Source organism: Sorangiineae bacterium MSr11954 (assembly GCA_037157815.1).
Classification (GTDB): Bacteria; Myxococcota_A; Polyangia; order Polyangiales; family Polyangiaceae; genus Pendulispora; species Pendulispora albinea.
This window is the reverse complement of record CP089984.1, coordinates 3,899,681-3,912,583: the sequence shown is the minus strand read 5'-3', so window position 1 is coordinate 3,912,583 and position 12,903 is coordinate 3,899,681. Positions and strand designations below refer to the sequence as shown.

At 63.2% G+C, this 12,903-nt stretch carries 11 protein-coding genes; 9 read left to right on the top strand and 2 right to left on the bottom strand.

The features are described from left to right. Positions 1–4: 4 nt before the first annotated feature. The 3 genes from LZC94_15565 (at position 5) to LZC94_15555 (ending at position 3,147) form a co-directional block, all read left to right on the top strand. The gene (locus tag LZC94_15565; protein WXB18643.1) at positions 5–391 is read left to right on the top strand and encodes a tautomerase family protein; all 387 of its coding nucleotides are present in this window, start codon (positions 5–7) and stop codon (positions 389–391) included. A 35-nt stretch (positions 392–426) separates the two neighbouring features. Then, positions 427–1,179 carry an NRDE family protein gene (locus LZC94_15560; protein WXB18642.1) on the top strand — a complete coding sequence of 251 codons (753 nt, stop codon included), beginning with the start codon at positions 427–429 and terminating at the stop codon, positions 1,177–1,179. 396 nt (positions 1,180–1,575) lie between these two features. Then, on the top strand, positions 1,576–3,147 hold the full coding sequence (locus tag LZC94_15555; protein ID WXB18641.1) for a DcaP family trimeric outer membrane transporter: 1,572 nt from the start codon (positions 1,576–1,578) through the stop codon (positions 3,145–3,147). Between the two features lie 31 nt (positions 3,148–3,178). Here the strand turns inward: LZC94_15555 and LZC94_15550 are convergent, their stop codons facing one another. Both LZC94_15550 and LZC94_15545 read right to left on the bottom strand, forming a co-directional pair. Continuing rightward, on the bottom strand, positions 3,179–3,778 hold the full coding sequence (locus tag LZC94_15550; protein WXB18640.1) for a hypothetical protein: 600 nt from the start codon (positions 3,776–3,778) through the stop codon (positions 3,179–3,181). A gap of 205 nt (positions 3,779–3,983) precedes the next feature. Next, on the bottom strand, positions 3,984–5,471 hold the full coding sequence (locus LZC94_15545; protein WXB18639.1) for a DcaP family trimeric outer membrane transporter: 1,488 nt from the start codon (positions 5,469–5,471) through the stop codon (positions 3,984–3,986). A gap of 560 nt (positions 5,472–6,031) precedes the next feature. Between LZC94_15545 and LZC94_15540 the strand changes: the two genes are divergently transcribed. From LZC94_15540 to LZC94_15515, 6 genes are all read left to right on the top strand, one after another. After that, positions 6,032–7,231 carry an ABC transporter substrate-binding protein gene (locus LZC94_15540; protein WXB18638.1) on the top strand — a complete coding sequence of 400 codons (1,200 nt, stop codon included), beginning with the start codon at positions 6,032–6,034 and terminating at the stop codon, positions 7,229–7,231. A 534-nt stretch (positions 7,232–7,765) separates the two neighbouring features. Continuing rightward, positions 7,766–8,968: an ABC transporter substrate-binding protein gene (locus LZC94_15535; protein WXB18637.1), complete on the top strand. Its 1,203-nt coding sequence runs from the start codon at positions 7,766–7,768 to the stop codon at positions 8,966–8,968. Between the two features lie 190 nt (positions 8,969–9,158). Continuing rightward, a complete protein-coding gene (locus LZC94_15530) occupies positions 9,159–10,088 on the top strand; it encodes a branched-chain amino acid ABC transporter permease (GenBank protein WXB18636.1) in 930 nt (309 codons plus the stop codon). A gap of 8 nt (positions 10,089–10,096) precedes the next feature. Further along, the gene (locus LZC94_15525; GenBank protein ID WXB20199.1) at positions 10,097–11,074 is read left to right on the top strand and encodes a branched-chain amino acid ABC transporter permease; all 978 of its coding nucleotides are present in this window, start codon (positions 10,097–10,099) and stop codon (positions 11,072–11,074) included. Between the two features lie 92 nt (positions 11,075–11,166). After that, positions 11,167–12,000, top strand: coding sequence for an ATP-binding cassette domain-containing protein (locus LZC94_15520; GenBank protein WXB20198.1), 834 nt, complete (start codon positions 11,167–11,169; stop codon positions 11,998–12,000). A 56-nt stretch (positions 12,001–12,056) separates the two neighbouring features. Next, positions 12,057–12,773: an ABC transporter ATP-binding protein gene (locus LZC94_15515; GenBank protein WXB20197.1), complete on the top strand. Its 717-nt coding sequence runs from the start codon at positions 12,057–12,059 to the stop codon at positions 12,771–12,773. Positions 12,774–12,903: the final 130 nt, after the last annotated feature.

Genomic DNA, 12,903 nt, shown 5'->3' with positions numbered 1-12,903 from the left:
CTGTATGCCCTTGGTTCGAATTGCCCTCAGGCAGGGAAAATCATCCGAATATCGCCGCGCGGTGGCCGATGCCGTGCACGAAGCGCTGGTCGAAGCCATCCGGATTCCGCCCGCCGACCGATTTCAAATCATCACCGAGCATGATTCGGAGTCGCTCATTTACGACCCCAGTTACCTCGGCATTACCCGGACCGACGACCTGGTGATCATCCAAATCACCATGAACGTGGGACGCACCCTCGACCTCCGGAAGCAACTCTTCGCCCGCATTGCCGAGCGCCTCGCGCAGGCCGTGTCCCTCCGGAAAGAGGACGTTTTGATCAGCCTCGTCGAGGTCGCAAAAGAAAATTGGTCCTTCGGCAACGGCGAAGCGCAATACGCCGATAAATGAGGGCGCCCGCTCGATCGACACCCTAGAATCGCGCCATGTGTTTGATCGCCGTCGCCTGGCAAGCGCACCCTTCCTTTTCCTTGGTGGTCGCGGCGAACCGCGACGAATGGCGCGATCGACCGACCGAATCCGCCCGATGGTGGACCGAGCATCCTCAGCTATTGGCAGGGCGCGATCTGCAAGCGGGCGGTACATGGATGGGCATCACCAAAGGCGGGCGCTTTGCCGCGGTGACCAACTTTCGCGATCCCTCCGATCGGCGAAGCACGGCGCGATCGCGCGGCGAGCTCGTCACCGACTATCTCCTCGGCGATGCGCCGCCCGAGATCTTTCTCGCGAGGCTCACGCCGCGCGTCGCGCTCTACAGCGGGTTCAACCTTCTCGCCGGTGATCGCGAGAACCTCTTCTACCTCGGGAGCCGCGATCCTCATGTGATGCCCGTCGCGCCGGGCGTTCACGGGCTCTCCAATCATATGCTCAATGAGCCATGGCCCAAGGTGCTGCGCGCCCGAGCAGCCATGGGCGGGGCGCTCGATGATGACAATCCCGCGCCGCGGCTCTTCGCCATGCTCTCCGATGCCACTCTTGCACCAGACGATCAGCTGCCCGATACGGGCGTGGGCCTGGAGCTGGAGCGGCGTCTCTCCGCGCCGCTCATCGTGGGGCCGGGCTATGGAACGCGAACATCGACGGTGCTCACGGTGGCCCGCGACGGCCACATGACGTTCGACGAGCGCACGCTCACCCCCGAAGGAGCGCCATCGGAAACACAGATGTTCGTTTTCTAACGACTTTTTTCTAACGGTCGCGCCGCCCATCCATGCGGAAAAGAGGCGCTGGATGCAATGCGTATCGACCGCGTTTGCGCGTATGCGGTTTCGCATTGTCGACTCCATGCAACGGTGGACGATGCCTCGATGCATCCACTGAGCTCGCTGAGTGCGCCAAAGCGCGCCGGCCGTCTTTGTATTTCGTTATGCGTGACACACATTTTAGTTCGGCAATCACGCGATTGACGTGGTAAGAGCGCAAGACGGGCAGAGTCCGTCCTGACCGCGCTATCTTCATCTTTGCCCGTTCTGGTCATTCTGGTTTGGCTTGCCCTCGCAGTGCACAACGTCGCTTGATCGCCCTCTAGCGATTCGAGGGCGTCGCTTTTCAGCAAAACGAAGGAGAGAAGCTTCATGAAACTCGTCGACCGGCTTCCACTCTTGCCGCTCGTGGTCGCGATTGCGTCTGTCACGTCGATGACGTCTGTCGCGTCCACCGCGTCTGCCCAGGATGCGCAGCCGCAATCCAAACAGGTTGCCCAGGCAACTGGCACGCCGGGCGCCGCGCCTGAAGCTCCGGCCACTCCCGAGACGGTGCCGCCCGCCCAAACCCCGGTCACCACCCAGGTGCAGCAGCCGCCCGCCACGTCGTCTTCATCGTCATCTGCATCTTCATCTGCAGCGGGCGCCGAAGAGGAGAAGCTCCCCCCCGGCACCTTCAAGATCCCGGGCACGAGGACCACGTTGACGTTGTCGGGCTACGCGCAGCTCGACATCACGTACGACTTCCGGGGTCGCGATCCCAACGTCGAAGGCAACGACTATGCAGCGCACGCGGCGAACATTCCGCTCAACGACTCGTACGAGTCGAAGGAAAAGCGCAATCAGCTTTATCTCACCGCGCGCACCAGCCGTATTGGCTTTTCGACCAACACGCCCACCGACTTCGCAGACATCGGCGTGAAGATCGAGGCGGACTTCGTCGCCGGCAACCTCTTGTCCGGTCAGACGTTCACCAACTCGGTGCTCTTCCGTCTGCGCCACGCGTACGGCACCCTGAGCGGCAAGTACGGCACCCTCCTCGTCGGTCAGAGCTGGTCGACGTTCCTCGATCTGCCGTCGGTCGCCGATACGGTCGACTTCAACGGCCCGGCCACCGTTCCCCTCATCCGCCAGCCGCAGGTGCGCTACACCATCCCGCTGGGCGGACCGTTCACCGCCGCCATCGCGGCCGAGAACGCGCCGGGCACGGACTACAACGGCACGGTCGACGCGGGCCATAGCAACGGCGGCCGAGGCAGCGCATCGAACCGCCGCGTCCAAACGATCCCGGACATCATCGCGGTGGTCGGCGCGTCGGGCAATTGGGGTTCGTTCTCCATCGCCGGCGTCACCATGAACTACCGAAACGCGAGCCGCGAGGCGACGGCGGCAACCCCGACCAACCCGGCGGTGCCGGCGGCCGATGGGTACAACAAGCAAGGCTGGGGCGCTCGCGCCTCGGGCGCGCTCAAGCTGCCGTGGGGCGACACCCTGCGCGGCAACGTGGCCGGCGGAAACGGCATCGGCCGTTACCTCTTCAACGCGGGCCTGGCCGGGCAAGGCGCCACCGCCACCGACACGAGCTTCGTGCTCTGGCAGGCGCTCGGCTACCACGTGAACTACACGCGCGTGTGGAGCCCGATGTTCCGCTCCAACGTCACGTGGGCGCAAACGTACTTCAAGAACAACGGCCAGGGCCCCTATGAGCCCAGCGCCGCGAGCCCCGATCCGGGGGTCAACCAGCGCATCGACGAGCTCTTCATCAACACGTTCATCACGGTGAACAAGCAGGTCGAGTTCGGCCTCGAGTACATCTTCGGCGAGCGCCGCACCTTCGGCCTCGAGCAAGACGCCGCGGGCCAGTCGTGCGGAACGGGCGTCGGTTGCCAGAAGGTCGGCACCAACCACCGCATCGGCGCCTCCGCGCACTTCAACTTCTTCTGATCCAGGCCGGTTCCTCGGCCTCGGCGGCCTATCACGTCGGATCGAGTGGTACGGCCGCCTTGCACAACGGGCACTCGGCGGGCGACCACAGGGAGTTGGTGAGCGCGCCGAGGCTCACCAACGGCACCCCCTTGTCTCGCGCATAGTGCTCGGCCGCCGAGCCGAGCACCAGCAGCGCTCCAAGCGCGGACGGTTTTGCGCCACACGCCTCGAGCGCAGTCCACGTGGCGCGAATCGCCGAACCGGCGTTGATCACGTCGTCGACGACGGCCACCCGTTTTCCGGAGAGCGCGGCATGCAAAGCCCGTGGGATGCGATACGCCACGGAATAGAGCCCGCCGCGCTCCGAATGTTTCTCCCGCTCCGAATAATGAAATTCGATGTCCAGCTCCGAGGCGACGCTCTGCGCTAAAAATGCTCCCCCCTCCAGAGGCCCGCAGATGGCGTCAACGCCACTTGGAGCGATCCGCCTGGCCAATTCTTGCGCCAGGCGCGCGATGCGCCTTGGATGTAAAAACAGCGCCCCCAACTCGAGCCACAGGTCGCCGTGATGGCCCGATTCCAACTCGAAATGCCCTCGGCGTATGTCGAACAACGCGGCAAGCCCGGGGACCATCTCGATGTCGCTCACTGTCTTGTTTTTGCTCCTGTTTTTGTTCCCGGTCTTGTTCTTTTGCTCGGTCTTTTTCGCGTTTTTGGTCGCGTTTTCTGTCGCGTTCTCGGTTGCCTTTTAGCTGGCCAGCAAAGACCGTCCCCCCCGCCGCCCGTCGGGTGGAGTGCCGGCGAGATGGGGATCGCATGGATCGCATGGATCCCGCGAGCACCCGAAGCCGCGATCAGAAGAAGTTGAAGTGCGCCGACGCGTTGACGCGGTGGTTCGTGCCGATCTTCTCGGGGTTGGTGTCGTTGCCGAAGGTGCGGCGCTCGTTCCAGTTGTACTCGACGCCGAACTCCACCTGCTTGTTCACGGTGATGAACGTGTTGATGAACAGCTGGTTGATGCGCGCGTTCACGCCCGGATCCGGGCTATCGGCGGTCGGCTCGTACGGGCCTTCCCCGTTGTTCTTGAAGAACGTCTGGCTCCACACCACGTTGGAGCGCAGCACCGGGCTCCAGACGCGCGTGTAGTTGACGTGGTACGCCAAGGCCTTCCAGAGGACGAACTCCGTGTCCTTGGCGGTCGCGCCTTGCCCGGCCAGGCCGGCGTTGAAGAGGTAACGGCCGATGCCGTCGCCGCCCGTGACGTGCCCGCGCAGGGTATCGCCCCACGGCAATTTGAGGGCGGTGGACGCGCGAACGCCCCACGCTTGCTTGTTGTAGGCGTCCGCCGCAGGCACGGCCGGCGCGGGGGGCACCGCCGGAGCAGCATCGCGGCTCGCGTTCCGGTAGTTCATGGTGACGCCGGCGATGGAGGCCGAGCCCCAGTCGCCCGACGCGCCGATCACGGCGATGAAGTCGGGGATGGTCTGGATTCTGCGGCGCCCGTTGGGGCGGCCGCCGGTGCTGCTGCCCGCGTCGGTAATGCCGTTGAAGTCCGTGCCGGGCGCGTTCTCGGCCGCGACCGCGGCGGTCAAGCCTCCGCCGAGCGGGATCGTGTAGCGCACTTGCGGCTGGCGGATGAGGGCGATGGAGCCTGGCCCGTTGAAGTCCACCGTCTCGGAGTACGACGGGAGGTCGAGGAAGGCCGACCAGCTCTGACCCGCGAGGAAAGTTCCGTACTTGCCGCTCAACGTGCCATAGGCGTGGCGCAGGCGGAAGAGTACCGAGTTGGTAAACGTTTGCCCCGACAGAAGGTTGCCGGCGTTGAAGTCACCTTCGATCTTTACGCCGATGTCCGCAAAATCGGTGGGCGTGTTGGTCGAAAAGCCAATACGGCTGGTGCGCGCGGTGAGATAAAGCTGATTGCGTTTTTCCTTCGACTCGTAGGAGTCGTTGAGCGGAATGTTCGCCGCGTGCGAAGCCCAGTCGTTGCCCTCGACGTTGGGATCGCGGCCCCGGACGTCGTAACCGATGTCGAGCTGCGCGTAGCCGGACAGGGTCAGGGTCGTCTTCGTACCTGGAATTCGAAAGGTTCCAGGGGGCAGCTTCTCCTCTTCGGCCGCGGGCGCAGGCGCGGGCTCGGGGGCCGGCGGCGCGGCGGGTTGCTGCACTTGGGTGGTGACCGGGGTCTGGGGCGGGGGCGCCGCCTCGGGGGTTCCCGGTTGGGTGGTTTCGGCCGCAGGCGCGGTAGGCGGAGAAGTCGGCTGCGGCGTCGCCTGGGCGACTTGTTTCGGCTGCGTTTTCGGTTCGTCGGCGGCAACCGCAGTGGCAGCGAAAGACGTCATCGCAGCCACGACCGGCGTAAGTTGAAGCCACTTGAGACGAGTCATAGGCGGTCTCCCCTTTTGGTTTTGCTGAAAAGCCACGCCCTCGAAATGGCGAGTGCGCGGACCAACTGAAAGTTTCGGAAGTTTCGCAGTGTCGTAGGTAAGCCGGCGGACGACCAAGAAAACGGAAGACGTGAGCGGACGAGGCCGGTCTTGCGCTCTTACCACGGGAAAGCGCAACCTTTGAATCCTGAAATTTCAAAGGGATTCACAATACGGATGCGTCGGTTCCTTCGCTGCTCAGCTTCGACACGGAGCGACAACGCGCCGGGTCACACCTCCGTGTCCAACTGACATCGGCGCACATGATCCGACGGTACACAGATAACGCACTACGACGCACTGGGACAAAGGTGTGCTGGTACACAGGGCGTTGCCTGTGCCGGCACACGAAACATGGAAAACATATCAACGAGGCGTATAACGGGCCGTTGACAAACCGAGGTACGGCCGTGGTAAAGGGTCGTAAACTGGGCGTATCAAAACATTTTTTCAGATAACGGGGATGGGAGGTCGCGATGCTCTATGCACGTGCGTTGGTGATGTCGGTGTTGGCGTTCGGCGCGGTGGGCTTGGGTTGCAAGGACAAAGAGCCCGAGAAAGCCGCTCCGCCGACTGCGGAAACCAAAGTTTCCGCCGCACCGGCGAGCGATACGATCACGATTGGACACATTGCCTCGCTCACGGGCAATGAAGCGACCTTCGGCCAGTCTGGGGACAACGGCATCAAGCTCGCTATCGAGGAGCAAAACCAGAAGAACGGTATCAAAGGCAAGAAGCTCGTTCTGAAGACGCTCGACGATCAGGGCAAGCCCGAAGAAGCAGCCGTCGCGGCCACGCGCCTCACCACGCAGGACCATGCCACGGTGCTCCTGGGCGAAATCGCCTCGAGCCGCTCGCTCGCCATGGCGCCCATCGCGGACAACAACAAGGTCCCGATGATCTCGCCCGCGTCGACCAACGTGAAGGTCACGAAGGACGGCGACAAGGTTCGTCCCTTCGTCTTCCGCGTCTGTTACATCGACCCGTTCCAGGGAACGGTCATGGCGAAGTTCGCCGCCGAGAACAAGAAGTACAAGAAGGTGGCTGTTCTGCGTGATGTCGGAAACGACTACTCCGTGGGCCTCGCCAACTTCTTCACGGCGAAGTTCAAGGAGCTCGGCGGCGAGATCGTCGACGACGTGAGCTACAAGGCGGGCGATCAGGACTTCAAGGCGCAGCTGACGAAGTTCAAGAGCAAGAACCCCGACGCGCTCTATGTCCCCGGCTACTACACCGACGTGGCGCTGATCGCGCGCCAGGCCCGGGAGCTCGGCTTGAAGCAAATCCTCATGGGCGGCGACGGCTGGGACTCGGCCAAGCTGTACGAGATCTCCAAGGGCGCGCTCGATGGTTCGTACTTCTCGAACCACTACAGCCCCGAGGACACCTCGCCCGTCGTGCAGGACTTCATCACCAAGTACAAGGCCGCCTACGGCGCCGTGCCCGATGCGTTGGCCGTTCTCTCCTACGACGCCGCGAAGGTCGCCTTCGACGCCATGGAGAAGGCCAAAGAGCTCACCGGTCCGAGCATCCGCGAGGCGCTCGAGGAGACGAAGGGCTTCAAGGGCGTCAGCGGAAGCATCACCTTCGACAAGGAGCACAACGCGACCAAGTCCGCCGTCGTGATCGGGATCGAGAAGAACGTCGGCAAGTACGCCACCACCGTGAACCCGTAATTCGTTTTGCGAATGGGCCCGCTTTCGGGATGACGAAGGTGGCACTCCGGCTTAGCGGCCGCCATGGGTTGCCTTCGAATGCACTCTGCGGGCCTTCGCGCGATCGCGTCTGACGAGCATCACTCGCGCACCGCGCCATCGCTCTCGCTCTCGCTCCCCTCTCTCGTCTCGCTCGTCTCCTCGTTCTCGGTCACCCTCTTTCGTTCTCTTTCGCCTCTCCCGCGCTCTCTTTCCCAAGCATCTCCCGCACCGCGCTCGCGTTGTTCGCGCCGCACGTGCATCTCGTTACCTTCTTTCCCCACCTCTTTCGTCGTCTCGCTCGTGTGCTCCCGTTCGGCGTTTGGTCATCCGCGGGTCGTGTGTTTGCGGGTGCGCGGGCGGGTGAGCGGTCGTGTCCGAGCCACCCGACGACAGCATTCACTGGGCGTGGCCCGCGCCCGTTGTAAGAGAAGGAGTCAACGTGCTAAAGGTGCAGCGACACTCGAAAACTGGGCTCTCTAAACGTTTTTCTCAATACGGGGATGGGAGGTTTTGATGCGCTACGCACGTGCATTGAGTATGGCGATGTTGGCGATCGGCGCGGTGGCTTGCAAGGACAAGGAGCCCGAGAAAGCTCCCGCCCCGACAGCCGCGGAAACGAAGACCTCAGCGGCACCCTCCGCTGTCGGTGACACGATCACGATCGGTCACGTTGGCTCGATGACTGGAAACGAGGCAACATTCGGCCAGTCGACCGACAACGGAATCAAGCTTGCCGTCGATGAGATAAACAAGAAGAACGGCATCAAAGGTAAGAAGGTCGTCCTCAAGACGTACGACGATCAGGGTAAGCCGGAAGAGGCGGCGGTCGCTTCGACGCGCCTCGTCACGCAGGACAAGGTCCTCGTCTACTTGGGCGAGGTCGCGTCGAGCCGCTCGATCGCGATGGGCCCCATCGCCGACTCGAACAAGATCCCCATGATCTCGAACGCGTCGACCAACCCGAAGGTCACGAAAGACGGCGATAAGACGCGCCCGTTCGTCTTCCGTGTTTGCTTCATCGACCCGTTCCAGGGCACGGTCATGGCGAAGTTCGCCGCGGAGAACAAAAAATTCAAGAAGGTGGCGATCCTGCGTGATGTCGGAAACGACTACTCCGTGGGCCTTGCAACGTTCTTCACGAACAAATTCAAGGAGCTCGGTGGCGAGATCGTCGACGACGTGAGCTACAAAGCCGGCGACCAAGACTTCAAGGCGCAATTGACGAAGCTCAAGAGCAAGAACGCCGAAGCCTTCTTCGTTCCGGGCTACTACACCGAGGTGGCGCTCATTGCGCGTCAGGCTCGCGAGCTCGGCATCAAGGCGCCGTTCCTGGGCGGCGATGGGTGGGACTCGGCCAAACTGTACGAGATCGCGAAGGGCGCGCTCGATGGCGCTTACTTCTCGACGCACTACAGCGCGGAGGACACCTCGCCTATCGTTCAGGAGTTCATCACCAAATACAAGGGCGCCTACAATTCTGTCCCGGACGCGTACGGCGTTCTCGGTTACGATGCCGCCAACGTTGCGTTCGCCGCGATCGACAAGGCCAAGGAGCTCACGGGCCAGGCCGTTCGCGACGCCATCGAGGAGACGAAAGGCTACAAGGGTGTGAGCGGTACGATCACGCTCGACAAGGATCACAACGCGGTCAAGTCGGCCGTCGTCATCGGCGTCGAGAAGAACGTCGGCAAATTCGCCGCCACCATCAGCCCCTGAGCCCCTGAGCAGCAGTTCCGCAGTTTCCGTATTCGATTCACCTCACGGCTCTCGAACGAGCCCTCTACCTGGTTCTCCCCGGGAGCCGTGTCCGACCTTCAACGCAGTGCGCCAATCCACTGGCTCCACTTTCTTCAAATAGGTCGTTCCAAATGAACTTGAGACTCGCTACCCATCGGGATGTCCACGCATGACCGAATTTCTACAGCACCTCGTCAACGGCCTCTCGGTAGGGACGATTTATGCCCTCATCGCGCTTGGCTACACGATGGTTTACGGCGTTCTCAAGCTCATCAACTTTGCTCACGGTGACGTGTACATGGTGGGCGCGTTCGCGGGGCTCTACGTGGCCCGCGGAATCGGGGTCGACGCAGAACCATCGATCTTCAAAGCCGGAATCGTCTTTGTCGGGTCGATTCTCATCTGTGCGGCCCTCGGTGTCCTCATCGAGCGGTTTGCGTACCGCCCGCTGCGGCAGCGCGCCCGCCTCACCGCGTTGATCACCGCCATCGGCGTCTCGTTTTTGCTCGAGTACGGGTTCCAGCTTCCGCCGATCATCAACGGGGAGGTCCCCTTCCCGCCCGGGCCGACGCCGCGCTTCTTCCCGGAGCCGTTCGCCCGCGTGGACTTCGAGCCGCTCGGCGTCCACATCAGCAACTACGACTTGGTGTCGCTGATCGTGGCCGTGGGCTTCATGTTTGCGCTGCAGTACATCGTGTACCGGACCAAGTTTGGCACGGCGATGCGCGCGGTGTCGTTCGACGCGGGTGTCGCGGGGCTCATGGGTGTCAACGTGAACCGGGTCATCGTGTGGACGTTCGCGCTCGGCAGCGGCTTGGCGGCTGCAGCGGCCATCCTGGTCGCCGGCTCCCGCCCCAGCATCAACCCCCTGCTCGGCCTTCTCCCCGGCATCAAAGCCTTCGTCGCCGCGGTGTTCGGGGGCATCGGCAACGTGCAGGGTGCCATGGTCGGCGGTCTCGTTCTGGGGCTCGCGGAAGAGTACGTCGCAGGCTACCTGCTCTCCTCTTATCGTGATGGGATCGCGTTCGCGCTCCTCATCATCATTCTACTTCTGCGGCCCGAAGGTCTCTTCGGTCGCGTGCGCGCGGAGAAGGTGTAGCCGTGGATATGCCTCGCACCCTCACCATTCTGCTGCGTTCGGTCCTTCCCTTCCTCATCGGTATACCCATCCTGTGGGCGTTCAACGGTGAGCTGTCCAGCTCCGCGGACATCATCTTGATGGTGGCGGGCATCAACGTCATCCTGGCGGTGTCGCTGAATGTCGTGAATGGGTTCACGGGCCAATTCTCCATTGGTCACGCGGGTTTCATGGCCGTGGGCGCCTACACGGCGTCCAAGATCACGGTCGCCACCAACTCGCTCGAGATCGTGGGCCTCCCCACGGACGTCTCGAACCAGCTGATCTTCTTCCTTGCGCTCGTCGCCGGCATGGTGATGGCCGCGCTCATGGGTCTTCTCGTTGGCATGCCCTCGCTCCGGCTGCGCGGCGACTACCTCGCCATCGTGACCCTCGGCTTCAACGAGATCATCCGCGTCATCATCGAGAACACGGAGTTCCTCGGACAAGCCACCGGCATCTCGGGTTTGCCGCGCCGCAGCAATCTGATTTGGGTCGGCATTGGCGTGATTGCTACCATCACCATGGCGCGCCGCCTCGTCGGCTCGACCCACGGCCGCGCGCTTCTGGCGATTCGCGAGGACGAAGTGGCCGCAGAGGCCATGGGCGTCGACACCACTGGCTACAAAGTCCGCGCATTCGTGATTTCGTCCGCGTTCGCCGGCCTCGCGGGCGGATTGTTGGTCCACCTGATTCAGCTCTGCACACCGCGCAGCTTCACCTTCGTCAAATCGATCGAGGTGGTCGTGATGGTCGTGCTCGGCGGAATGGGGTCCGTCACGGGCTCGATCGTGGCCGCGCTGGTGCTAACCTTCGCGCTCGAAGGACTGCGTGACGCGCAGCAGTACCGCATGGTCATGTATTCAATCCTTCTCATCGTGCTGATGCTCACCCGCCCCGAGGGTCTCTTCGGCACACGCGAAATCTGGGACTGGCTTCCGAAGCTCCGCAAGAGGACAAGTACATGAGCGTAGCGGTCAACGATGCAGGACAGCGCGATACCAGCGCAACGTCGCGGCGCAATTGGGGTGAGACCTGCCTCGAGGCCAAACAGGTCACCATGCAGTTCGGTGGCCTCAAGGCCCTCTCCGAGTTCAGCTTGACGCTCGAACCCGGTGAATTGGTCGGACTCATCGGCCCCAACGGCGCGGGAAAGACCACGGCCTTCAACGCCATCACCGGCGTGTACACGCCCACCTCGGGCGACGTGCACATCTGCGGCAAGCGCGTGAATGGCCTGCGTCCTCATCAGATTTGCGGCCACGGCATCGCCCGCACCTTCCAGAACATCCGGCTCTTCAAGGAGCTCACCGCGCTCGACAACGTGCGCGTCGCCTGTCACCACGGGCGCAACGCCGGGTTCGCCGCCTCGTTCTTTCGCACGAAGGGCTTTCTCGACGACGAAGCGCGCATCACCAAGCGAGCCCTCGAGTTCCTGGACGTGATGGGCCTCGGCCGCCTTCGCGACGAGCGCGCCAAGAACCTCCCCTACGGCGAGCAGCGCCGTCTGGAGATCGCGCGCGCGCTGGCCACCGGCCCGAAGATCCTCTGCCTCGACGAGCCCGCCGCCGGCATGAACGCGTCCGAGAAGGTCGCGCTCATGGAGTTGATCCGGAAGATCCGAGACGACTTCAAGCTGGCCATCCTGGTCATCGAGCACGACATGCGCCTGGTCATGGGCATCTCGGAGCGCCTGGTGGTGCTCGATCACGGGGTGACCATCGCCAAGGGCGCGCCCGAGGTCGTCCGCAAGAACCCCAAGGTCATCGAGGCCTACCTGGGCGACTCGTACCTCGAGGAGAAGCACATCGCGGTGCCCGCGCACTCGGGCGAGCTCATGGTCGACGACGGAACACCGGCCGACGAGCCCTCCGTCAAAGAGGTGCAGGCGTGAGCACGAGCAGCCCGTCGGTCTCCGCGGTGAGCCGAAACTCGTCGCGCCTTGCCGCGGTGGCGAACCCCATCCTCAGCGTCAAAGATCTGAAGGTCAACTACGGCGCCATCGAGGCGCTGCGCGGTATCTCGCTGGAGGTGCCCGAGGGCAAGGTCGTCGCGCTCATCGGCAGCAACGGCGCCGGCAAGACCACCACCCTGCGCGCCATTTCGCGCATGCTCCGCCCCATCGCGGGCTCCGTCAAATTCCGCGGCGAGGAAATCACGACCTTGCAGGCACATGAAATCGTGGCGCGCGGCCTGGCGCATGCGCCCGAGGGCCGCGGCATCTTCCTGAACCTCTCCGTCCGTGAAAACCTCGATCTCGGCGCCTTCCTGCGCAATGATAGCGACGAGATCGCCAAGGACATGGACAAGATGTTCAAGCTCTTTCCCATCCTGAAAGAGCGCGAGCACCAAGTGTCGGGCACGCTCTCGGGCGGCGAGCAGCAAATGCTGGCCGTGGCGCGCGCGCTCATGTGCCGTCCCAAGCTGCTCCTCCTCGACGAGCCGTCCTTGGGCTTGGCGCCGCAGGTGGTGGACAAGATCTTCAGCGTGCTCCGCGATGTCTCGCAGGCGGGCGTTGCGCTGCTCCTGGTCGAGCAGAACGCGCACAAGGCGCTCCAGATCGCCGAGCGTGCGTATGTGCTCGAGACCGGCGAGGTCGTGATGTCCGGTACGGGGCAAGAGCTGCTCAACTCGCCCGAGGTCCGCAAGGCGTACCTGGGCGAATAGCTCCTCGTCTCCAAAAGCATGCGACCGCCGGAGCCCGAGGGCTCTTGGCGGTCGCTTCGTTTAAGCGCCGTGATCGCGCGCGGCATGTCCGACGCGCCATGGTTCGCGCATGGTCGCGGGAACGCGCCGG